The following is a 22,536-nucleotide window of genomic DNA, read 5'->3' on the forward strand; positions in this document are numbered from 1 at the left end:
TCCCGTCCCAGGCTATCGTCCGCGGGGGCGCCGCACTCAGGTCAGCTTCTCGACCACGGCTGCGATGCGTCGCGCGCGGGTGTCCGCCGCCTTCGCGGATTCGACGTTGGTGACGTGCGCCTTCCGTGCGCTCGTCGACAGCGCGTCGAACGACGCGCGCGCCCCGGACTCGGCCAGCGCCGCGGCGAGGTCGTCGGGGACCTCGACGGTGCGCGGGGTCGTGTCGAGCGTGAGCGTGACGGTGATGGCATCCCCCCCGGACAGTCCCGTGGCGGCACGCTTGTCGGAGGAGAACGGGATGAGGAAGCGCCCGCCCATCACGCCGATCGTGCTGGTGTAGCCGAAGCCGTTGACGTCGACCACGACGGCGGCGCGCTTGCCGCCACCGAGCTCGTCGACGACGGCGGGCGGCACCTCGATGCCGGTGTTGTTCCCCATCTGGGAGAGGGTCGTTTCGAAGCGCATGCCGCACAGTGTGCCAGAGGTCCGGGTCGACCGCGCGGGTGTCGGCACACCCGCGCCGGGCAATCCGCCGCCCGACGGGCTCCGAAGACGATGTAGCGGCGGTGCTGACGGCACGAGCCGCCGGTGGGGGCGCACCGACGACTGGCTGAGATCATGACAGAACCCGTACGACTGCACATTTCCGACGGCGTGGCCCGGGTCACCCTGAACCGACCCGATGACGGCAACGCGATCAGCCTCGATCTCGCGCGGGCTCTGCATCGCGTCGTGGATCGTGTCGCCGAGCTCGCACCGCGGGTCGTGGTGCTCACCGGCGACGGGGGCACCTTCTGCTCCGGGGGCGACGTGGTCGAGATGGCCGCGGCAGACGATCTCGGCGACTTCGTTCACGAACTCGCGACGACGTTCCACGGCGCGCTCGCGAGCCTCGCCGACCTCGACGCGGTCATCATCGCGGCGGTCGACGGCGTCGCGGCGGGCGGCGGGCTCGGGCTCGCGCTCTGCGCCGATGTGGTCCTCGCCTCGGACCGCGCGCTCTTCTTCACCGCGTACGAGGCCATCGGTCTGAGCCCCGACAGCGGGGCGTCGTACCTCCTCCCGCGGGTCATCGGTGCATCCCGCGCGCGCGCCATGAGCGCTGTCGGTCTTCGACTGGAGGCCGTGGCAGCCCGCGACATCGGCCTGGTCCATGCCATCACGCCGTCGGCCGACCTCGACGACACCGTGTGGGCGATGGCCACCCGCCTCGCAGCGCGCCCGCAGACGCACATGGCCGCATCGCGCGCCCTGTTCCGCGGCGCGGACCCGCAGGAGTTCCGTCGTCACCTCGACGCGGAGGCCCGAGCGATCAGCGCGGCGGCCGCTTCCCCCGATGCCGCGCGCCTCATCAGGGAGCACGCCGTGCGCGCCGAGCGCAGCGCCGCCGCCCTCCGGCGGCGCGCGGAACGGGCCCGAGCGGCCTAGGCGAACGTCGCGCGAAGTGCAATCCCCCCGGATCACCGGGGAGGAACCCGTAATTTCGGGTCCGTTGCGGAGGGCCTCGGAGAGTACTCGGGGGCCTTCTGTCGTTTCTCGGGTGTCGCCCACACACCGATGTCACCCGCAAGGGGCAATCCGAAGCACGGTGTTCCTCCGAAGATGTGGTGAGGCGACCGGACGGTCGCTGCCAACACTCTGGGAGGTTCATCATGAGCTCATCACCCAATCGACTCGTGGCCACCGTCTTCGGCGCTGTCTACCTGCTCGTCGGACTGCTCGGCTTCGCCGTCACCGGCGGCGTCGGTTTCATCGCCACCGAGGGCGGCCTGCTTCTCGGCATCTTCGAGGTCAACCCGCTGCACAACATCGCCCACCTCCTGATCGGTGGCGCTCTGCTGGTCGCCGGCCTCGCGAACGCCCGTGCGGCCAAGGGCGTCAACACCACGGTCGGCGCCGTCTACCTGCTGCTCGGCATCGTCGGCTTCTTCCTCACCGGAACCGCGGTGAACATCCTCGCGCTGAACGTGCCCGACCACTTCCTGCACCTCGCCAGCGCCGTCGTGCTGCTGGGTGTCGGCCTCGGCACCGAACGCAGCATCCCCCGCACCGCGGCGGTGTGAGATGACCGCCGCGACCTTCACGCGGTCGTGGCCCTCCGTGTCCGCATGGGGGGCCGGCCTCATCGTCGCCGCCCTCGGTGCGGGCGCGATCGTCCGCCCCGGTTCCGAGGCCGCCTCCGTCGCCCTCGGAGCCGGGGCGGTCGTCCTCGGTCTCGCCGCCCTCGCGTGGGGCGGTGCCGTCCTGGCCACCGGTCGCACCCTGGTGCCGCGCGCCGCCCTCGGCGGATCCCTCGCCGCACTGGTGCTCACCGCCGCCCTGGTCGTCGCCGACCCGGCGCACACCAGCATCATGGGTGCCGCCGCGGCATCCGTGCTTCTCGTCGTCGTCGGCGCGACCGCGGCGGGGCACCTCCGCCGGGCCCGCCGCACCGATGGCGCCCCCGACCGGACGGCGCAGCCGATGAGCGTCATCGGCCTGCTCGTGGCCGCCGCCGTCATCGCGGTCGTCGTCACACCCGCCCTCGGGGCGACGCAGAACGCCGTGCTGCTGCGTGACGACGGCACCGTTCCGGTCATCACGCACGAGGGCCACTGAGCCGAGGGCGGTGCGCCCGGAAGACCTCCACGAGTGGGGTACCTCCGGCGCCCGCCCGCTCAGACGGTGGCACGCTGGAAGGGTGACAGACGTCCCCTCCTCCCCCACCCCTGACTGGATCCAGTCGCTCCGCGGGAAGATCCTCGTCGCCCTCGCGGGCGACCCGACCGGTATGGCCCCGTACGTGCGCGACATCGCCGAGGGCGACGACACGGGGTACTTCATCGAGAACGGCCCCGCCTGGACGGTGCACGCCGGAATGGGCACGCTCGTGGCCGGCATCCGGGCCCTCCTGCTGCAGGCGCTGCATCCGGGCGCCCTCGCGGGAGTGCACGACTGGTCGCGCTATCGCGAAGACCCCATCGGCCGCCTCACCGGCACCGTGCGGTGGGTGATCACCCTGACGTACGGCTCGAAGGCGCAGGCGGATGCCGAAACCCGCCGCGTCGGACGCTTCCACCAGCGCGTGAAGGGCGAGTACAGCGCTGGCGACGGCACCGAACGCGCCTACACGGCGGAGGCGACGGACCTGGTCCGGTGGGTGCACCTCGCCTTCACCGACGCCTTCCTCGCCGGCCACGAGGCATCGAAGAAGCCCCTCCCCGGCGGACCCGACGCCTACGTCGCGGACTGGGCGACGGCCGGCCGTCTCATGCGCGTCGTCGATCCGCCCCTCACCCGGGCGGCGCTGCGCGGCGAGATCGACGACTTCTACGAGCGCGGGGAACTGCGCGGTGGAGAGCGCGTCGACGACGTCGTGCGGTTCTTGCGCAAGCCGCCGTTCCCCGGCGCCATGGGCGTGGCCTATCGCGTGCTGTTCGCCGCGGCGGTGGCGACCATCCCCCGCCGGTACCGCAAGATGCTGGGCGTGCGGCGGTGGCCGCTGCCCGTGCTGACGGTGACGCGCGTCATCCTGCGCATCACGGAGCGCGCCCTCGGGTCAGGACCGCGCGCGCAGGACATGGCCTACCTGCGTCTGCGGAGGCTGGAGCGGGAGGCCGCGTGAGCGACGACGCCCGACAGGCCGCCGAGCGGTACCGCCTCGACCGCCGTCTGCGCGAGGACGGCCTCGAGCCCGAGGGCGCTCAGGCGGAGGCACCCGCCCGCGGGTCGACCGCGGCCGAACGCGCCGCGTTCGTGGAGACCTCGATCCAGCAGGCCATCCGCCGCGGCGATTTCGAGAACCTCCCCGGCGCGGGAAAGCCCCTCCCCGACCTCGGCACGTCGCACGATCCCGACTGGTGGATCCGTCGCAAGATCGAGACCGAGCAGCTGACGGGGCTGGGTCCGCCGGCATTGACGCTGCGCGTCGAGCACGCCGAACTGCCGGAGCGATTGGATGCCATCACTCACGAGGCCGAGGTGCGCGAGGCGGTCGGCGACTTCAACCGGCGCGTGATCGAGGCGCGACGGCAGCTGCAGGGCGGACCGCCGGTGGTCACACCGACGGTGGACGTGGACGACGAGGTCGCAGCGTGGGTCGAGAGACGCCGGGCGCGAGAGGCTGCGGCGGCGGTGGAGGCCCCGGTGCGCCGACGGCGGCGGTGGTTCGGCCGGCGGTGAGGCCCGGTCCCTTCGACAGGCTCAGGGACCTCGGATGCAGAGGTGTCATGGGGCTGCAGTGACGTGGCTGAGCCTGTCGAAGCCACCGGGAGCCACACGGGAACCCCCACCGAGGGGGCTGAGCCTGTCGAAGCCACCGGGAGCCCGGACCGCTGACGCGCGCCGGGTCCTGCATGCGACCGGGAGGGCGTCAGAGCGCGGCCAGAGCCTCCGCGCGCTCCACCAGCGCACGAGCCCGGGCGAGGGTCGGGGCGTAGGAACCGTCGACCGGCCCGTCGGGGGTCGCCGACAAGAGTGACCTCGCGGCCTCGACCTCGGCGGGCGACGGCGTGAAACCGGTGTGCGCGCCGGCGACGGCGGCATCCTGAAGCGCCAGCGTGCCGGTGAAGCCCATGGCGACCGCGTGGAGGGCGGCATCCCGCGCGTGCTCGATGGGACCGCAGGGGCCGTCGATGGGTCCCGCGATCCCCGCGGCGGCCGAGGCCACCACGAGCTGCGCCCGCGGCCACGACAGCGCGATGCGATCGGCCGCCATGCCGGTGTCGCGACGGAAGTCGCCCGTCCCGAACGCGAGGCGACGAGTGGCGGGGTGCGCGGCGATCGCCGGGGCCGCCAGGAGGGCGGCGGCCGATTCGACCATGGCCACGATCGGGGTTCCGGCGGGGAGGGAGTCCGCCACGTGCGCGACGTCGTCGGGACCGCCGCACATCGCCAGGACGACACCGGCGAGGCGACCCTCGAGATCGCGGCACAGGGCCAGGTCGTCGTCGCCGTCGCGGGTGCCGGCGGCACTGATCCGCAGCCAGACCGGGGCCTCGACGGCGGCGCGCTCCGCCCGCTCCCGGCCCTCCGCCTTGCGGCCGGCGGGGAGCCCGTCTTCGAGGTCGATCACGAGGACGTCGGCCGTCGTGTCGAGGCCGCCCGCGAGCGGCGAGCGCAGCATCCACGTGCGGGCGAGGTCCACACGCGCGGGGGCGGGGGCGGCCGAAGCCGCCCCCGCCGGGGTGTGCGCAATGGTCACGAACGGCTCCGAGCCGCCGCCTCCGCCTCCGCCTTGGCGCGGAAGGTGTTGAGCGTGTCGGTGTCGACCCGGGCGGGGCCGACGCCGACCTCCGCAGAGGCCAGCTTCTTGGCATCCGCCGCCTTGTTGACCGAGCCGTGGTCGTCACCGGTCAGCAGGCTCTCGTCGAAGGGGATGTTCCCGGCGAGCACCTCGCGGACACGCTGGCTGTCGTACTGCTTGGTCCAGGAACCGATCAGCATGGTGGCCACCGCGTTGCCGGTGAAGTTGGTGACCGCGCGGGCCTCGGACATGAACCGGTCGATGCCGACGATGACGCCGACGCCGTTGACCAGGTCGGGGCGGTAGGCCGAAAGACCACCGGCGAGCGTCGCCAGGCCCGCACCGGTCACGCCGGCGGCACCCTTGGAGGCGATGATCATGAAGACCATGAGGCCGATCTGCTCGGGGATCGACATCGGGGCGCCCATGGCCGAAGCGATGAACAGCGACGCCATGGTCAGGTAGATCGCGGTGCCGTCGAGGTTGAAGGAGTACCCGGTCGGGACGGTGATGCCCACGACGGGCTTCGACACACCGAGGTGCTCCATCTTGGCGATGAGGCGGGGAAGTGCGGCCTCGGACGACGAGGTGCCGACGATGAGGAGGTACTCGCGGCCCAGGTACTTCATGAGCGTGAAGATGTTGACGCGGGTCACGGCGTAGAGCAGACCACCCAGGACGCCGACGATGAAGACGAAGCACGTGAGGTAGAACGCACCCATCAGGATGCCGAGGCTGATCACGGCGGCGAAGCCGGTCTTGCCGACCACCGCGGCGATCGCACCGAACGCACCGAGGGGGGCGAGCCAGAGGATCATGCCCAGGATGCGGAAGACGAGCACCTGGAAGTTGCGGATGGCGTCGACCATCTTGGCGCCGCGCTCGCCCATGCGCTGCAGGGCGAAGCCGACGAGCAGGGCGATGAAGAGCACCTGGAGGATGCTGCCGCCGGTGAAGGCCGAGAAGAACGTCGTCGGGATGATGCCCAGGATGAAGTCCTGCGTGGTGGTGGGCTCGGCCGCCGCCTCGTAAGTGGCGCCGGCGATGTTGAGGCCCTCACCGGGGTGGATGATGTTGCCGACGATGAGGCCGATGATCAGGGCGAACGACGACATGATCAGGAAGTAGACCATCGCCAGGCCACCGATCTTGCCGACCGTGGAGGCCTTGGCGATCGATCCGATGCCGACGACGATCGTGCAGAAGATCACCGGGGCGATCATCATCTTGATCAGGCTGACGAAGCCCTTGCCGATCGGTTCGAGCGTCGTCGCGAAGGCGGGGGCCACGAGGCCCACCACGATGCCGCCGACGACGGCGATGATCACCGAGATGTAGAGCCAGTGGTTCGGGTCGATCTTCTTGCGAGGCCGACCGTCGCGAGTGGTGCGGAGTGAAAGAGCCATCAGCGCCTATCCCCTCTTCCTAACGTCATTGTTAATTCCGGCGGGAGCGCCGGGTGGGTGAGATGTCTTGTTGCGTCCGGCGGGAGCGCCGGGTGGGTGAGACGTCTCGTCACTACCGGCGGGAGCACCGGGTGGGTGAGATGTCTTTCGTCTCCGGCGGGGCCGCCGGTAGATGTCATGACTGTGGTCGACCGCGAGCCCCACGACGATTTGTGGTCGTATTGTTCACGGCATGGACGCGAAAGGGCGAGGGATGCGACTGAGCGTGGGTGGGCGACTGGCCCTCGTGTCGCTCGGCGTCGTCGTGCTCGTCGCCGGCGTGCTCGCCGCGCTCCTGTCGGTGCAGTTGAGCGACTCCGGGCAGCGCGAGGCCGAGCAGGTGACCCGATCGGTGGCTGAGACGTTCGCGCACGAGGCGGAGATCGCGACCCTCGTCGTCGCGCGCGACTCCGACCGCCTGCAGCCGATGGTGGAGCAGATCCTCCCCGACGCCGACCTCTCGTTCGTCACGATCATGACGCCCGACGGCATCCGGCTCACCCACCGCAACCGCTCCGAGATCGGCCTGCAGTACCAGGGTTCCCGGGCCGAGGCCCTCGCGGGCGAGAGCTTCACCGAGGTGTACGTGGGGACGCTCGGACCCTCGGTGCGCACCATCGTGCCCATCCGCGACGGCGGTGACGAGGACGGGCCCATCGTCGGCCTCGTCGCCGTGGGTGTGACGCTCGGCGCCGTGCAGCAGGACCTCGCCGCCCGCGTTCCGCTGATCGTCGCGGCATCCGCGGCCATCGTCGGCTTCGGGGTGCTGGGCGCGCTATTCGTCCGCCGCAGCGCACGGCGGGTGACCGGTTCGTACACGCCTCGCGAGCTCTCGCGCCTCGTCGAGAGCTATGAGACCGTGCTGCACTCGCTGCGCGAGGGACTCGTGGTCACCGACCGCGACGGACGCATCGTGCTCTACAACGACGAGGCCGCCGACCTGCTGGGCCTGCCGCCAGCCATCACCGGCCAGGTCTCGCTCGACCCCCACGACGTCGACATGGACACCGATCTGGCGGATGCCATCGCGAGCGGTCGCCGCATGGTCGAGGAGACCGTCGTGAACGGTGAGCGCGTGCTGCTGGTCAACCAGGAGGAGGCGCGGGATCTCGCGGGCCGGCGCGCACCCGAGCGCGGACGCGTGATGACCCTGCGCGACCGCTCCGAACTGCAGGCGCTCCTGGGTGAGCTGGAGGGCGTGCGCACGCTCAGCGACACCCTGCGCTCGCAGACGCACGAGCACGGCAATCGCCTGCACGCGCTGCTGGCACTGCTCGAACTCGGGCGCATCGACGAGGCGCGGCGCCTCATCGTGGCATCCACCGAAGACCGGCAGGAGCTCGCGGACCGCCTCGTCTCGGACGACGACGACGCCGTCATCGTGGCCCTGCTGCTGGGCAAGCTCGACGAGGCCGCCGAACGGGGCGTGCGTCTCGACCTCGATGTGGTCGAGCCCGCTCCCCGCGTGCCGCTGGCGGCGCCCGAGGCGGTGACCGTGGTCGGCAACCTCGTCGACAACGCCCTGGATGCCGCCTCCGCGGGCGCCGAACCCCGTTGGGTGCGCGTGTCCCTCACGGCACGCGAGGGCGACGCGGTGCTGGAGGTCGCCGACAGCGGTGCGGGCTTCGACCCGTCTCTGCGGGACCCCTTCGCCTACGGCGCCTCGACCAAGCCCGCGCACGCGCCGGGCGGGCGGGGCGTCGGCCTCGCTCTCGTGCGCGACATCGTCGCCGCACGTGGGGGGACGCTGCAGCTGGCGGCCGAACCGACGACGGTGCGGGTCTTCCTGCCCGTCGTGACCGAGCAGGTGCCGGCGTGATCCGCGTCCTGGTCGTCGACGACGACGCCCTCGCGCTCGAACTGCACTCCGCGTACGTCGCGCGCGTGCCCGGCTTCGAGGTCGTGGGACAGGCGTCGGGCGCGCGCGCGGCACTGACCGCGCTGGCAGATCCTGAGCGCCGCATCGATCTGGTGCTGCTGGACATGACGATGCCCGACGGCACCGGCCTCGACGTCGCCCGGCGCGTACGGGCGATGGGCTCGCGCGTCGACATCATCGCCGTCACGGCGGTGCGGGATGCCGCGACCGTGCGCGCGGCGGTCTCGATCGGCGTCGTGCAGTACCTCATCAAGCCGTTCGCCTTCGGGGCCTTCCGCGAACGTCTGGAGGCGTACCGCGCCTACGTCGAGGGCCTCGACCGCGCCGCCGGCGAAGCGACGCAGTCCGAGGTCGACGCGCTGCTCGGATCGCTGCGGACGGTCGCGCCGCCGGCCATGCCGAAGGGACTGAGCGACGAGACGCTGCAATCCGTGGCGGAGCACGTGCGAACGGCGTCCGGGGCCGTCTCCTCGACCGAGGTCGGTGAGAGCGAGGGGATGTCGCGGGTGACCGCCCGGCGGTACCTGGAGCACCTCGCCGACGTCGGCCGGGTGCGCCGCGAACCGCGCTACGGCGGGCCCGGTCGCCCCGAGATCACGTACGCCTGGGTGCGCGGCTGAGCCCACGGCATCCGGAATCGTGCGGGCCGGCGCAGAGCGAGGTCACCGCCGCGGCGCTCGCAGAAAGCGATCTTGCTCGCAGCATTTCGGCGCCGATCTGCGAGCATCGCTCGAGGCCGCGAGGATCGCGGTCCGGCGCCGCGTCAGAGGTCGAAGGCGGCGCGGACGCCCTCGTTCACCACGACGCCGGCGCGCACGTTGAGGCCCTTGGCGAGGGCGGGATCGGCGGATGCCGCTGCCTCCCAGCCGGCGTCGGCGATGCGCGTGATGAAGGGCAGCGTCGCGTTCGAGAGCGCGCGCGTGGAGGTGTGCGGCACCGCGCCCGGCATGTTCGCGACGCAGTAGTACAGCGCCTCGTGCACTCGGAAGGTCGGCGCGTCGTGGGTGGTGGGGCGCGAGCCCTCGAAGCAGCCGCCCTGGTCGATCGCGATGTCGACGAGCACGGCGCCCGGCTTCATCGCGCGGACCATGTCGTCGGTGACGAGCTTGGGGGCTGCGGCACCCGGGATCAGGACCGATCCGATGACGAGGTCGGCGTCGGCGAGTTGCTCCGCGATCTCGAGACGGGTCGATGCGCGCGTCTCGATCGCCCCGCCGAAGCGTTCCTCGAGCTGGCGGAGCTTGGGGAGCGAGATGTCGACGACCGTCACGCGGGCTCCGAGTCCCAGGGCGTTGGCCGCGGCGTGCTCGCCCGCGACACCTCCGCCGATCACGACGACCTTCGCGCGCGGCGTGCCGGGCACGCCCCCGGGAAGAAGACCCCGCCCGCCCGACGCGCGCAGCAGATGGTGGGCGCCTTCGATGATCGACAGGCGTCCGGCGACCTCGCTCATCGGGGCGAGGAGCGGGAGCGCGCGGTCCGCCGTCTGCACGGTCTCGTACGCCACCGCCGTGGTACCCGCAGCCATGAGCGCATCGGTCAGCGGCCGGTCGGCGGCGAGGTGCAGGTACGTGAACAGCGTCAGGTCGCGGCGGAGGAAGCCGTACTCGGGCGTGATCGGCTCTTTCACCTTGACCAGCAGCTCGGCGCGTGCCCAGGTCTCGTCGGCGGTGGCGACGATCTCGGCGCCGGCGGCGCGGTACTGCTCGTCGCTGAACCCGCTGCCCTCACCCGCGCCGGCCTGCACGAGCACCTCGTGGCCGCGGTGGACGAGCGAATCGACCCCGGCGGGCGTCATCGCGACACGGTTCTCGTTGTTCTTGATCTCTGTCGGCACGGAGACGCGCATGGGTTCCTCCTCGAGCGGATGAGCGTTGCGGAGAGAATCGCAGAAAATCGTGTTTCCGTGGTGTTTCCCCGTAGATCCTTCGGCTCTCGCGTGCGCTTCGGCGCTATCGTCAGGTATCCCGCGTCTTCGGCGCCCGACGGAACGAAGGATCTACGATGATCGACGACGACCTGCACCCGCTCGACGCGCGCATCATCGAACTGCTGTCCGCCGACGCGCGCATGACGAACGCCGCGCTGGCCGAGGCCCTGGGGGTCGCGGCATCCACCGCTCACGCGCGCGTGCGCGCCCTCGTCGACCGCGGCCTCATCACCGGCTTCCACGCCGCCGTCGACCAGAGCCGCCTCGGACGCGGACTGCAGGCGATCGTCGGGGTGACCCTGCGTCCGGGGCAGCGGCAGGAGAGCATCCGCGCCTTCGCGCACGAGGTGCGCCGGCATCCCGACGTCATCCAACTGTTCTTCCTCGGCGGGGCCGACGACTTCCTCGTGCACATCGCCGTCGACGACTCCTCCGCCGTGCGCCGCTTCGTCGTCGACCATCTCTCCGCGCGGCACAGCGTGGCATCCACGCGCACGAGCATCATCTTCGAGTACCACCGCAACGCGGTCGCGGCGGACTTCGACTGACAGGCGCTCCGGACAGCCAGAGTGAAGGGGCCGCTCAGCGCAGCGCGGCCGCGATCGCGGCGATGTCGTCAGGGGTGGAGCGGCAGCACCCTCCGACCAGTCGTGCGCCCGCCGCGACCCACGCCGGAACCGCGTCGGCCAGCGGCGCGGGGGCGCCGAGCCAGGTGCGCGTGACGGCGTCCCATCGCTCGCCCGTGTTGGGGTAGGCGAGCGCGGGGATGCCACGCACCTCGGCGAGCGCGGACGGCACCGTCGAGGGCGCGCAGCAGTTGACACCCACCGCGATCACCCGGGGGACGGATGCCGCGACGCACAGGGCCGCCGCGCGGGAGCCGGGAGCGGCATAGCCCGTGCTGTCGGCGGAGAGGCTGACGAAAGCGGGGACGCCGAGGTCGGCGAGCTCGAGCGCCAGGGCTTCGACCTCGAGCGCCGAGGGGATCGTCTCGACCGCGAGGAGGTCGGCGCCGGCGCCGGCGAGGACCTCCAGCCGGCGCCGATGCGCGTCGCGGAGCTGCGCGACGGTCAGGCCGTAGTCGCCGGTGTACTCGCTGCCGTCCGCGCGCAGCGCGCCGATCGGGCCGATGGATGCCGCGACCACCACGTCCGCGGCCTCTCGCGCGAGCGACACCGAGCGGACCAGCAGCGCCTCGACGTCGGCATCCGGGATCCGTCCGTCGAACCCCAGCTGGTAGGAGGCGGTGATGACGACCTCGGCGCCGGCCTCGACGAACTCGGCGTGGGCGGCGCGCACCTCGTCGGGGTCATCGCGCAGCACCCGCGCCGACCACAACTCCGAGGTCACGTCGTTGCCGCGGGCCTCCAACAGCGTGCCGAGTCCACCGTCGAGGATGACCGGGCGGCGCGCGAGGGTGTCGGCGAGGTCGATCACGCCTCGTGGGTCTCGCCGGCCGCGAGCACGCGCAGGGCGCTGGCCAGCAACGCCTGATCGCCGCGGCTGACGTCGCGCAGGGCCTCGGCCTCGAGGCGGACGAGCTCGGTCATCGCGGCATCCACCCGTTCGATGCCCTCGGGCGTTATGGCGACGAGGATCGCCCGACCGTCCGACGGGTTCGGACGGCGGTGCACGAGACCGCGCTCGGCGAGCTTGTCGAGGCGGTTGGTCATGGCCGCGCTGCCGATCATCGTGGCCGAGATCAGACGCGTGGCGCTGAGCTCGGTGCCCGCGCGGCGGAGCACGGCGAGCACGTCGAACTCCCACACGGCGATGCCGGCGCTCGCGAAGGCCTTCGCGCGCAGCTTCGACAGGTGGAACGCCGCGCGGCGCAGGCGCGACATCACGTCGAGGGGCGTCAGGTCGACTTCGGGCAGCAGCTGCGACCACGCGTCGATGAGGAGGTCGACCTCGTCGTCTTTGCTGCTCGCGGTAGGCATTCTTCGACGGTACCGGAGCCGCGGGGTGCGAGGGCGCAGCACGCGAGGCGTTGCGGGGCGCTGATGTTCGTGAGCGCAACTCCGGAGAAATCGGCCACCACGGCCCGCCACGAACGCAGCAGCCCGCGCGGCGCCGGATTCTCCGGAGTTCGGCCCGGCGCCGTGCCGCGGGGACGGGTTAGCGTGGGTCCACGCCCTCGACGCCGCGGAAGGAACCGATGACCCTGCACGACGAGACCGCTCCCCCGGCCGCCGACGCCGACGCCTCCGCACCGGCCGGCCGAGGCTCCGGCGCCCACGGCGTCATCGAGAACCCGGCATCCCGTGTCTTCCCCGACCGTGACGACGCCCGGGCAGATCCCTGGTCGATCGACCTCGAGCGCATCCAGTTCTCTCCGTACTTCTCACGGCTCTCGGCCGTGACGCAGGTGGTGTCGCCGTCGATGGGCGGGGCGCCCGTGCACAACCGCCTCACCCACACCCTCAAGGTCAGCGCGATCGCGCGGGTCGTCGCCCTGCAGCTCAACACCCGGTCGCATCGCGCGGGAGAGGGCGACGTGTGCAACGCCACCGTGGTCGAGGCCGCCGCCTACGCCCACGACCTCGGCCACCCGCCGTTCGGCCACCTCGGGGAGTCGACCCTCGACCGTCTGGCTCGCACCGAGCTCGGCCTCGCCGACGGGTTCGAGGGCAACGCGCAGACGTATCGCATCCTCACCGCTCTCGACGTCGTCGAGAACGCCCCCCGCGGGCTCAACCTCACCTCGGCCGTCCGCGCGGCATCGGCGAAGTACCCATGGGCGCCGTCGGTCGAGGCGCGGGAGGTCGAACGGATCGGCGCTCCCCGTGGCATCCGCCGCTCCCCCGACGGCGCGTACCGCGTGCACAAGTACTCGGCGTACGATCTCGACGTCGACGACCTGACCGCCGCTCGACAGGGGGTGGATGCCGAGCCCCTGCGCCAGAGCATCGAGGGCGCCGTGATGGACCTCGCCGACGACATCGCCTACTCGGTGCACGATGTCGACGACTTCTATCGCGCGGGCATCCTCGATCACGCGCCCATCGCGGCGGAGTTCCGCGGGTGGCTCGATGACGTGCTCGAGTGGCGCTCGCGCGACGACGCCGAGGTGCGCGCAGAGCTGATGCCGGGCGCGGGACTCGAGCGCCTGCGCCGCAAGATGCGCCGCGATGACCCGTGGATCGCCGACGACGAGGCCTTCCTGGCGGCCGTCAGCGACGTGGATGCCGAGATGGTGACCGATCTGCTCGCCCGCCCGTTCGACGGCTCGCTGACGGCCGAGCGCCGACTCGCGGCCTTCACCGATCGATGGATCCGCCGTTTCCAGGAGTCGGCGCAGCTGCGCCCGCTCGACACGCCGCGGGCCGGTCCCGTCGTGCTGTCGCCCTGGGCGTGGCACCACGTCGAGGTGCTGAAGTTCGTGCACAAGCGCTTCGTCCTCAGCCGCCCCGACCTGGCCATCCAGCAGCGCGGGATGAGCCGCATCCTCGCCCGCTCCGTGCGCGCGCTCGGTGAATGGCTCGACGACGACCTCGATCGCGCGCGCACCCCGCGGCGCCTGCGCGAACTCATCGCGCTCGCCCGCGAGCAGTACGCCGCACTGCCCGCCGGACGCCGACCCACGGATGCCGAGGCCGAGACGCTCGCGCGCTCCCGCGGGATCGTGGACTACGTGGCATCCCTCACCGACGCCCAGGCGTTCGCCCTGTCGGAGGCGATCTCGGGCCGCGCGGATCGGTTGTGGGCGCTGGGGCAGCGGCTCTGACGGCGGGCGGGGTATGCGGCGCGGTTGGGCGCGCTCAAGCGTCAGCCGAGGCGACGAACCTTGCCACCGTGTCGACCCCGACCTAGCGTGGGCGGATGAGACAGCCCCCCGCTCGATGTCGCTCTGTGTCCGCGACCGTCGATGATTCGCACAGAATCGCGGTGTTGTGAGGTCTTCGCGTCCGAGCCCCGGTGACCCCTGGCCGCACGGCATGACTATGGAGACGGACGACCGCCCGACCACGGTCAACGAGCTGCTCTGGGTGCGAGAGGCGTTCGGTCTTGCGGTGGAGGGCGATGCGCCGCCTCCGCTGCTCGACTCGCCCCTCCCCGCGTCCCGGTCGCTAACCGAGAGCGAACGCGCCCGGTGGACCGCCGCGTGGCCCGAGGTCTGGATGGCTGTCGTCGAGCACGCGGTACGACCGCACGACGCCGAGGCGATTGAGCGCCTCATGCGACAGGACACGCCGGCTGAGGATCGGCCGGCCCTGCTCGCGCTCCTAGCCGGGCCCTCGTGGCGCGACGAGTTCGGCGACGAGGTGTTCGACGAACCGTCGTATCGGGCGTGGGACGAACGCTCTTTCGCATCCATTCGTTCAGCGCTGCCTCCGAATTGGGAAGCCCAGCCGGAGCGGCGCGCCGTGGAGAGCCTCGCGAACGCCTGGCGGCGGGGGCTGAAGAAGGTCGTCGTCCTCGCCTGCGAGGGCACGTTCGTCCGCTCGGTCGGGTCGACCGGGCTGCTCGTCACGAAGGGCGACCGCGACGACGACGCATCATACCGAGAGGCCTCGGCCTCGTTCGCGTCGCGCTGACGCGTCGGCGCCCCACCCGCGTCTTTCCCGGCGCCGAGATGACACCCACTTCACGAGATGACGCGCAATGCGCGCGATTGTCGTGCGATCTCGGCAACCCGGCGTGATCTCGCCGTGCGCCGCACGGTTCGATCGGGATGCCGTGGCGCGACGAGGACGGCGCAGACCACGGAACTGGAGCCGTCGGCATCCCCCTTACAAGATGCCGACGGCCCAGGTCTACTCTGCCGCACGCAAAGCCGCGACGACGTCGTAGCGCTCCCGGATGATGGGGCGGTGGTCGGGCTCGACGTCGCGGGTGGTCGCGACCGTCCAGTCGACGGAGCCGCCCGCCAGCACGCCCGCCGCCTGCCTCGCCGCCCCGAGGGCGACGTACTCGCCCGCGGCGGGCACGACGATCTCGGCGTCGAAGACCTGCGCGGCGATACGCGCGACGCCCTCGTTGGCGGCGGCACCCCCGATCAGCAGGATGCGCCGAACCGCGACACCCTGCGCCCGGATCGCGTCGAGTCCGACGGCCAAGCCGCTCAGCATCCCCTCGATCGCGGCGCGCGCGAGATTCGGACGGTTCGTGGATGCCAAGGTCAGTCCCGTCAGCGACGCCTGGGCATCCGGGAGGTTGGGCGTGCGCTCGCCCTCGAACCACGGCACCAGCACGATGCCGCCGGCCCCGGGATCGGCTTCGAGGGCGAGCGCACCGAGCTCTTCGTGCGAGACCCCGAGCAGTCCCGCGACCGCGTCGAGCACGCGGGCGGCGTTGAGCGTGGCGACCAGCGGCAGGAACCTGCCCGTCGCGTCGGCGAACCCCGCGACCGTGCCGGTGACGTCGCGCGTGGGCGTATCGGCGACCGCGAAGACCGTGCCCGAGGTGCCGAGCGAGACGACGACGTCGCCCACGCCGGCGCCGAGCCCCAGGGCGGCTCCGGCGTTGTCTCCCGCGCCGGGGCCGACGAGGGCCCCACCGGGGAGGGTGCCGGCACTCTCCCACGGTCCGATCACGCGGGGCAGCACCGCGTCGTGTCCCAGTGCGCGGCGGAACAGGTCGAGGTCGTAGCCGTCGGCACCCCAGTAGGCGGTTCCCGACGCGTCGGAGCGGTCGGTGATGAGTTCCTCGAGCACGGCGTTACCCGGCCCGAAGCTGCGGAGGCGCCAGGTGAGCCAGTCGTGCGGCAGGGCGACGGCCGCCACGCGCGCGGCATTGTCGGGCTCGGCGTCCCGCAGCCAGCGGAGTTTCGTGCCCGTGAACGAGGCAACCGGCACGGCACCGGTGCGCTCCGCGTAGGCGTCGGCGCCGACCTCGTCGATCAGGTCGCGCGCCGCCTGCGCCGAACGGGTGTCATTCCACAGCAGGGCGTCGCGGATGACGCCACCCGCGGCATCCAGCACGACCATGCCGTGCTGCTGACCGGCGATCGAGACCGCCGCAACGTCGTCGAGACCGCCCGCCTGCGTGATGGCATCCTGCAGCGCGCGCCACCACGCCTCGGGATCGACCGCGGTGCCGGAGGGATGCGACGCGCGACCCTCGCGCACCACGCGCCCGGTCTCGGCGTCGACGACGACGACCTTGCACGACTGCGTCGACGAGTCGACTCCCATGACCAGCGCCATGCTCTGCCCTTCTGTCCGCCGCGCCCACGTCGGCGCGGTCCTTGCTCTTCGATCCTGCCGTGAGCGCCCGCTGCGCGGGGCTGCGTGTCGAGTGTCCACGACACGCCGTTCCCGCGGCGGCGGTGCGGCATGTTCTGGACACTCGATCGGGGGTGTCGCGGGTTCGCGTCGCGATCTCCCGCGAGTGTCCAAAAATCCGGACGAGCCTCGCGAACGTCCGGGTGTTTCGGACACTCGGTCGGTGGTGCCCCGAGCTCGCGTCGCGAGTCCGCCGAGTGTCCGGGAAACCCGGACGGATCTCGCGAACGTCCGGGTGTTCCGGACGCTCAACCCAGGGGGCGGCGCCGAATCGGCGCCCGAGGCCGGCCCACCTGCCCCGCCCGCGGGGCCGGCCGGATGAGTGCCCGGATGCCGTGGCATCCGGGCCCTCCCGAAGTCAGCGCGCGCCCAGCAGGTGCTCGGTGGCGAGCTGCTGCAGACGCACGAAGCCGAAGCCCTTGCCGCCGAGGTAGGCGTCGGTGTCGAAGTCCTCGTAGGCCGTGCGGTCGGCGAGGAAGTCGTCGTAGGTCTCGCCCTCGTTCAGCGTCGGCTGCGCGAGCTCGGCGACCTTCGCCGCCTCGAGCGCCTCCTGCACCTCGGGGTCGGCGCGGAAGGCCGCGGCGCGCTCCTTGAGCAGCAGGTAGGTGTTCATGTTGGCCGAGACCGAGTCCCAGACGCCCCGCTCGTCCTCGGTGCGCGACGGCTTGTAGTCGAAGTGACGCGGGCCGTCGTAGGCGGGCACGCCACCCGGGCCGCCGTTCTCGAGCAGGTCGACGAGGGCGAAGGCGTTGTGCAGGTCGCCGTGGCCGAAGACCAGGTCCTGGTCGTACTTGATGCCGCGCTGGCCGTTCAGGTCGATGTGGAAGAGCTTGCCGTGGTAAAGCGCCTGGGCGATGCCCGCGGCGAAGTTGAGGCCCGCCATCTGCTCGTGGCCGACCTCGGGGTTCAAGCCGACGAGCTCGGGACGCTCGAGCGAGTCGATGAAGGCGATCGCGTGGCCGAGCGTCGGCAGCAGGATGTCGCCGCGCGGCTCGTTGGGCTTCGGCTCGATGGCGAAGCGGATGTCGTAGCCCTTGTCGGTGACGTAGTCGCCGAGCAGGTTGACCGCCTCGCGGTAGCGCTCCAGCGCCTGGCGGATGTCTTTCGCGGAGTCGTACTCCGCGCCCTCGCGGCCACCCCACATGACGAACGTCTTGGCGCCCAGCTCGGCGGCGAGGTCGAGGTTGCGCAGCACCTTGCGCAGCGCGAAACGACGAACCTGGCGGTCGTTGGAGGTGAACCCGCCGTCTTTGAAGACGGGAGCCGAGAAGAGGTTGGTCGTGACCATCGGCGTGATGATGCCGGTGTCCTTCATCGCCCCCTTGAGGCGGTCGATCTGCGTCTGACGCTCGGCGTCGGTCGAACCGAACGCGAAGAGGTCGTCATCGTGGAAGGTCAGGCCGTACGCGCCGAGCTCGGCGAGTTTCTCGACGGCATGCACGACGTCGAGGGGCTCACGCGTGGGACCGCCAAAGGGATCGGTGCCGTTGTAGCCGACGGTCCAGAGGCCGAACGAGAACTTGTCATCGCGGGTGGGGGTGGGCATTCCTGCTCCTTCGCATGGAGACGCACGGGTGCGCGGTGACGCACGACGGGTTTGTTGGTGTTCACAACATATACCGTGGATGCCACGGCGTCCAGCCTCCGGATCAGATACCCAGAGCCGCGTCGACGACGGCGAAGACCTCCGGATCCCAGGTGAGCGCACGTTCCCACGGCAGGCCGAAGGCGTCGGCGAAGAAGATGCTGTGCACGTCGTCGGGGAACGAATGCCGCTCGATCCGCGGCACGACGGCGGAGGGCACATCGTCTGCGCGGCCGCTGCGCAGCGAGACGAGCCCGTCGTGCGGCCAGAGCTGCACGGGTTCGGCGGCCGCGGCGAAATACCCCGCACCGATCGCCGTGACCGGGATGCCGTCGAGCACGCCGGCATGGGCGGCGTTCCACCCTCGCAGGTACCGTTGCGACACCTGCTCTGCCGCGCCCTGCGAGTTCGCCGCGGCGAACGCCCTCGCCTGCTCGAGGATCGTCGAGGTGGCCGGGTCGCCGTGGGCGTCGGCATCCGTGATGTCGCCGGCGACCGCATCGCCGAGGACGGCTCCGTCCCACGGCGTGCCGAGCGTGACGAGCCCGCCGATGAGCGGCCCGACGGAGCGGGATGCACCGACGCACAGCTCGCGGATCGCCGCCCGTGAGAAGAGTCCGCCCATGGAATGACCGACCAGGTCGACCCGGGTCAGCGAGTGCTCCTCAGCGAGCCAGCGCAGGAAGGCCGCCAGAGCCGTGCCGGCGTCGTCGATCGCGCCCACCGAGTTGACCGTCACCTCAGCGGGCAGCACGACGGGGACGTCGTCGAAGCCCTGCCACCCGGCATCCTGCGCCACCGCACCCGCACCGAGGCGGGCGGGGGCCGTGAAGACGCGCGCACCGCTTTCGAGGAGGTGCGCGCGGAGCGCGGTAAGGGTGTTGCCCGCCGCGAGACCCGATGCGGCGGCGCGATCGGGATCGGTGTACGGCGTGACGGCAGCACCGCCGGAGACGAGGACGACGGCATCTGCCACGGGGACTCCTTCGCGGGTCGGATCCCGGTCAGGATAGGGCAGGCCAGCGACATCGCGACCACGGACGCGTCACCGGTCCGAACCTCTCCGCAAGAGCGCGTCGACGGCGACGCCGACGGTCAGACCCGCGGCGGCACCCAGGAGCAGACCCAGGGCGAGATTGTCGAAGCCGAACACCCCGATGGCGGCACCCGTCGGCAACCCGAGGACGATGCCGATTGCGATCGGGTTCACCGCGGGCGAGGGGTCGGAATCCTGGGGTGACATGCCTTCACCGTAGGCACGCACTTCCGCGCGCACCTCCCCCGCGCGGGGGAGGCTCAGGCCGGCAGCGCGTCTTCGATCGCGGCGACGACCTCGGGGGCGTCGGGCTGCGTGCGGGGGCTGAACCGCGTCACGCGACCGTCGGGAGCCACGACGAACTTCTCGAAGTTCCACGAGATGCGGCCTGTCTTGCCCTCGGCATCCGGGGTCTGCGTGAGCTCCCTGTAGAGCGGGTGGGCGTTCCGCCCGTTGACCTTGACCTTCTCGGTCATCGGGAACGTCACGCCCCACGTCGACGAGCAGTACTCGGCGATCTTCTCGCTGTCGCTGAGCTCCTGCAGGAACTGGTTGCTCGGGAAGCCGATCACGGTGAATCCGCGGTCGGCGTAGCGCTTGTGCAGCTCTTCGAGGGTCTCGTACTGCCCCGATAGCCCGCAGCGCGAGGCGACGTTCACCACGAGTGCGGCTTTGCCCTCGGTCAGCGCGCCGAAGGTGGTCTCTTCGCCCTGGAGGGTGGTGACGGGGATGCCGGAAAGGTCCATGGTGCAATCCTGGCACCGTCGGCGCCGTGCGGGGTGGGGGTGGCGCGTGCGTCCATCGCGCGTGCGCGCCTTCCGTGCGGGGACGCGGCGACGGCGTGGTCGCGCGGGTCGCGGAGACGGCGTGGTCGCGCGGGCCGCGGCGTCGAGTCCCCCGCCGCCCACGCATAAACGGCGTTCGTGCGCGGAAACACGACGGCAGCGTGTTTACGCGCAGGAATCGTGTTTATGCGTGGGCGGGGGGCGGGGGGCCGGCGCGAGGCGGGACGCGGCCGGCGCGGCGCGCTGTGCGGCCGGCGCGGTGCGCGCGTTCGGCTGGCCGGCGCGAGCGTGCGGCCGGCGCGGTGTGGAGTCCGCGGCCGCCACGCATAAACAGCGTTCGTGCGCATAAACAGGACGACAGAGTGTTTACGCGCAGGGATCGTGTTTATGCGTGGGTGTGGGAGCGCGGGGCGGCGCGAGGGTGTGGCAGGCCGGCGCGGGGCGGGACGCGGCCGGCGCGGCGCGCTGTTCGGCCGGCGCGGCACAAAGTCCCCCGCCGCCCTTGCATAAACAGCGTTCGTGCGCGGAAACACGACGGCAGCGTGTTTACGCGCAGGGATCGTGTTTATGCGCGGGCGTGGCACGCGGGGCGATGGCGCGGGTTCGGCCGGCCGGCGCGGGGGTGCGGCCGGCGCGGCGCGGAGTGCAGCCGGCGCGGCGCGCAGTGCCGCCACCCACGCATAAACAGCGTTCGTGCGCGGAAACACGACGACAGCGTGTTTACGCGCACGAATCGTGTTTGTGCGTAGGCGTGGGACGCAGGGCGGGGGGTGCGGGCGGCGCGCCGCGAGGATGTGGCCGACGCGGCGCGGCGTGGGACGCGGCGGGGCTCGGCGGATGCAGCGGGGATGGGCCGTGCGGTCCCCGACCGGACGCACCCGACCGCCGGACAATGGCACAGTTGTCGCATGAGCACCGCGGGGAGTCGGGGCGACGGCATGCGCCGCGCCAATCTCGCGCTCGTGCTGCGCACTGTGCACCGCGAGGGTCCGCGCTCACGCGCCGCCCTGACCGAGGCGACGGGGTTGAACCGCTCGACGATCGCCGACCTCGTGGGCGAGCTGCAGCGCGCCGGCCTCGTAGTCGAGCGGGCATCCGAGGCCCTGGGACGCGTCGGTCGACCCTCCCCCATCGTCGTGCCCGACCCCCGGGTGGTCGCGGTGGCGGTCAACCCCGAAGTCGATGCGCTCGACATCGGCGCGGTGACGCTCGAGGGCACGATCATCGCACGCGAGCGCCTCGAGCAGACCGCGCTGCTGACCCCCGCGCGCACGGCTGAGCTCGTCGAGGCGACCCTCGCCGGCTGGCGGCGCGGACCGCTCGCCGACAGCCGGATCGTCGGCGTGGGCGTGGCCGTACCGGGCCCCGTGCGCGCGTCCGACGGACTCGTCCGCGAGGCACCGCACCTGGAATGGCGTGACGCCCCGCTCTCGGATCTGATCACGGATGCCACGACCCTCACCGCCCACGTCGGCAACGACGCAGCACTCGGCGCCCTGGCCGAGCATCTCTTCGGCGCGGCGCGCGGCGCGCACGACGTCGTGTACCTCAACGGTGGCGCGAGCGGCATCGGCGGTGCCGTGATCGTCGGCGGGGTCCCTCTCGGTGGCGCCGGCGGCTACGCCGGGGAGTTCGGGCAGAACCGGCCCGGCATCGTCGACGCCGCCGACCGACGCGCGAGCGGCGGTGTGCTCGAGGACGAGGTGAGCCGGGCGCTGCTGCTGTCGGCGGTGGGCCTCGACGGCGGCGACGACGCCCTTCTGGCCGACGCTCTGGCATCCACCTCCGCCCCCGCGGCGCACGCCGAGGTCGAGCGTCAGCGGAGGATCCTCGCCACGGCGCTGGCCAACGCGGCGAACGTGCTGAATCCGGCGGTCATCGTGCTGGGCGGCTTCCTCGCCGTGCTCGCCGCCCGCGACCTCGACGGCCTCGACGCCGCCGTCCGCGCGCAGACGGTCCCGGCCTGCGCCGACGGTCTGCGCCTGGCCGTCGCCGAACTGGGCGAGGACCGCCTGCTCGTCGGCGCGGCCGAGGCGGCGTTCGAGGCGCAGCTCTTCCCGGGGCGCTGAGTCGGGTCGACCGACCCGCGGTCGACTCGGCGGCGGCACACGCGGTGGCGGGCTGCGCCGCGACGCCCCGCCCGCGCCGGCGCCCGCGCTCGCGCCACACCCGCTCCCGCACTCGCAACCGCACCGCGCAGCGTCCGCACCCGCGCCCCCGCTCACGCTCGCTCCCGCGCCCGCGCCCGCGCCCGCGCCCGCGCCCGGGCCCGGGCCCGGGAGGAGCATCCGGGAGGAGCATCCGGGAGCGGAGGAGCACCCAGGAGCCTGGCATCCTCCCCTCCGGGAATCTCCTCCCGCCGGCGGCTCCGTCGGCACGGCGACGACGGCGCAGACCTACCGCGCGGCCCCGATGTCGGGGGTTG

General features: G+C 72.1%; 22 protein-coding genes. 11 read left to right on the plus strand and 11 right to left on the minus strand.

Going from position 1 to position 22,536, the window contains the following annotated elements; all coding sequences use genetic code 11:
* Positions 1-36: 36 nt before the first annotated feature.
* Positions 37-465: a YdeI/OmpD-associated family protein gene (locus tag QRO03_RS04760; protein WP_285136365.1), complete on the minus strand. Its 429-nt coding sequence runs from the start codon at positions 463-465 to the stop codon at positions 37-39.
* 153 nt (positions 466-618) lie between these two features.
* Here QRO03_RS04760 and QRO03_RS04765 point away from each other — a divergent pair, with 153 nt between their 5' ends.
* From QRO03_RS04765 to QRO03_RS04785, 5 genes are all read left to right on the plus strand, one after another.
* Positions 619-1,428 (plus strand): enoyl-CoA hydratase/isomerase family protein, encoded by an 810-nt coding sequence (locus tag QRO03_RS04765; protein ID WP_285136366.1) that lies wholly within the window; start codon positions 619-621, stop codon positions 1,426-1,428.
* Between the two features lie 224 nt (positions 1,429-1,652).
* Positions 1,653-2,063 (plus strand): DUF4383 domain-containing protein, encoded by a 411-nt coding sequence (locus tag QRO03_RS04770; RefSeq protein ID WP_285136367.1) that lies wholly within the window; start codon positions 1,653-1,655, stop codon positions 2,061-2,063.
* 1 nt (position 2,064) lies between these two features.
* Positions 2,065-2,598: a hypothetical protein gene (locus QRO03_RS04775; protein ID WP_285136368.1), complete on the plus strand. Its 534-nt coding sequence runs from the start codon at positions 2,065-2,067 to the stop codon at positions 2,596-2,598.
* Positions 2,599-2,680: 82 nt separating this feature from the next.
* A complete protein-coding gene (locus tag QRO03_RS04780) occupies positions 2,681-3,604 on the plus strand; it encodes an oxygenase MpaB family protein (RefSeq protein WP_285136369.1) in 924 nt (307 codons plus the stop codon).
* Positions 3,601-4,161, plus strand: a complete 561-nt coding sequence (locus QRO03_RS04785; RefSeq protein WP_285136370.1) for a DnaJ family domain-containing protein — start codon at positions 3,601-3,603, stop codon at positions 4,159-4,161. Before QRO03_RS04780 ends, QRO03_RS04785 begins: the two co-directional genes overlap by 4 nt.
* Positions 4,162-4,351: 190 nt before the next feature.
* Here QRO03_RS04785 and QRO03_RS04790 read toward each other — a convergent pair whose 3' ends face one another.
* Both QRO03_RS04790 and QRO03_RS04795 read right to left on the minus strand, forming a co-directional pair.
* The gene (locus tag QRO03_RS04790; RefSeq protein WP_285136371.1) at positions 4,352-5,182 is read right to left on the minus strand and encodes an HpcH/HpaI aldolase/citrate lyase family protein; all 831 of its coding nucleotides are present in this window, start codon (positions 5,180-5,182) and stop codon (positions 4,352-4,354) included.
* A complete protein-coding gene (locus tag QRO03_RS04795) occupies positions 5,179-6,630 on the minus strand; it encodes a cation:dicarboxylate symporter family transporter (RefSeq protein ID WP_285136372.1) in 1,452 nt (483 codons plus the stop codon). Before QRO03_RS04795 ends, QRO03_RS04790 begins: the two co-directional genes overlap by 4 nt.
* 253 nt (positions 6,631-6,883) lie before the next feature.
* Between QRO03_RS04795 and QRO03_RS04800 the strand changes: the two genes are divergently transcribed.
* On the plus strand, positions 6,884-8,488 hold the full coding sequence (locus QRO03_RS04800; RefSeq protein ID WP_285136373.1) for a sensor histidine kinase: 1,605 nt from the start codon (positions 6,884-6,886) through the stop codon (positions 8,486-8,488).
* Complete coding sequence (locus QRO03_RS04805; protein ID WP_285136374.1) at positions 8,485-9,168, plus strand: response regulator; 684 nt, start codon at positions 8,485-8,487, stop codon at positions 9,166-9,168. Before QRO03_RS04800 ends, QRO03_RS04805 begins: the two co-directional genes overlap by 4 nt.
* A 143-nt stretch (positions 9,169-9,311) precedes the next feature.
* On the opposite strand, the gene ald is transcribed toward QRO03_RS04805, so the two are convergent.
* Positions 9,312-10,397 carry an alanine dehydrogenase gene (gene ald / locus QRO03_RS04810; RefSeq protein WP_285136375.1) on the minus strand — a complete coding sequence of 362 codons (1,086 nt, stop codon included), beginning with the start codon at positions 10,395-10,397 and terminating at the stop codon, positions 9,312-9,314.
* A 155-nt stretch (positions 10,398-10,552) separates the two neighbouring features.
* On the opposite strand from ald, the gene QRO03_RS04815 reads away from it, so the two are divergent.
* Positions 10,553-11,026 (plus strand): Lrp/AsnC family transcriptional regulator, encoded by a 474-nt coding sequence (locus QRO03_RS04815; protein WP_285136376.1) that lies wholly within the window; start codon positions 10,553-10,555, stop codon positions 11,024-11,026.
* A gap of 34 nt (positions 11,027-11,060) precedes the next feature.
* Here QRO03_RS04815 and mmuM read toward each other — a convergent pair whose 3' ends face one another.
* Positions 11,061-11,915 (minus strand): homocysteine S-methyltransferase, encoded by an 855-nt coding sequence (mmuM, locus tag QRO03_RS04820; protein WP_285136377.1) that lies wholly within the window; start codon positions 11,913-11,915, stop codon positions 11,061-11,063.
* Positions 11,912-12,418, minus strand: a complete 507-nt coding sequence (locus QRO03_RS04825; RefSeq protein ID WP_285136378.1) for a MarR family winged helix-turn-helix transcriptional regulator — start codon at positions 12,416-12,418, stop codon at positions 11,912-11,914. The genes mmuM and QRO03_RS04825 overlap by 4 nt, the downstream gene beginning before the upstream one ends.
* A gap of 218 nt (positions 12,419-12,636) precedes the next feature.
* Here QRO03_RS04825 and QRO03_RS04830 point away from each other — a divergent pair, with 218 nt between their 5' ends.
* Both QRO03_RS04830 and QRO03_RS04835 read left to right on the plus strand, forming a co-directional pair.
* Positions 12,637-14,205, plus strand: coding sequence for a deoxyguanosinetriphosphate triphosphohydrolase family protein (locus QRO03_RS04830; protein WP_285136379.1), 1,569 nt, complete (start codon positions 12,637-12,639; stop codon positions 14,203-14,205).
* Between the two features lie 211 nt (positions 14,206-14,416).
* Positions 14,417-15,016, plus strand: a complete 600-nt coding sequence (locus QRO03_RS04835) for a hypothetical protein (RefSeq protein ID WP_285136380.1) — start codon at positions 14,417-14,419, stop codon at positions 15,014-15,016.
* A 219-nt stretch (positions 15,017-15,235) separates the two neighbouring features.
* Here QRO03_RS04835 and xylB read toward each other — a convergent pair whose 3' ends face one another.
* The 5 genes from xylB to QRO03_RS04860 form a co-directional block, all read right to left on the minus strand.
* Positions 15,236-16,627, minus strand: coding sequence for a xylulokinase (xylB, locus tag QRO03_RS04840; RefSeq protein ID WP_285136381.1), 1,392 nt, complete (start codon positions 16,625-16,627; stop codon positions 15,236-15,238).
* Positions 16,628-17,063: 436 nt separating this feature from the next.
* Positions 17,064-18,251, minus strand: coding sequence for a xylose isomerase (gene xylA, locus QRO03_RS04845; protein WP_285136382.1), 1,188 nt, complete (start codon positions 18,249-18,251; stop codon positions 17,064-17,066).
* Between the two features lie 103 nt (positions 18,252-18,354).
* Positions 18,355-19,266 carry a lipase family alpha/beta hydrolase gene (locus QRO03_RS04850; protein WP_285136383.1) on the minus strand — a complete coding sequence of 304 codons (912 nt, stop codon included), beginning with the start codon at positions 19,264-19,266 and terminating at the stop codon, positions 18,355-18,357.
* A 69-nt stretch (positions 19,267-19,335) separates the two neighbouring features.
* On the minus strand, positions 19,336-19,533 hold the full coding sequence (locus tag QRO03_RS04855; RefSeq protein ID WP_285136384.1) for a hypothetical protein: 198 nt from the start codon (positions 19,531-19,533) through the stop codon (positions 19,336-19,338).
* Between the two features lie 53 nt (positions 19,534-19,586).
* Complete coding sequence (locus tag QRO03_RS04860; RefSeq protein WP_285136385.1) at positions 19,587-20,072, minus strand: glutathione peroxidase; 486 nt, start codon at positions 20,070-20,072, stop codon at positions 19,587-19,589.
* 947 nt (positions 20,073-21,019) lie between these two features.
* Here QRO03_RS04860 and QRO03_RS04865 point away from each other — a divergent pair.
* Positions 21,020-22,180 (plus strand): ROK family transcriptional regulator, encoded by a 1,161-nt coding sequence (locus QRO03_RS04865; protein WP_285136386.1) that lies wholly within the window; start codon positions 21,020-21,022, stop codon positions 22,178-22,180.
* The last annotated feature ends 356 nt before the right edge of the window (positions 22,181-22,536 follow it).

Source organism: Microbacterium sp. lyk4-40-TSB-66, from assembly GCF_030209475.1.
Lineage (GTDB): Bacteria > Actinomycetota > Actinomycetes > Actinomycetales > Microbacteriaceae > Microbacterium.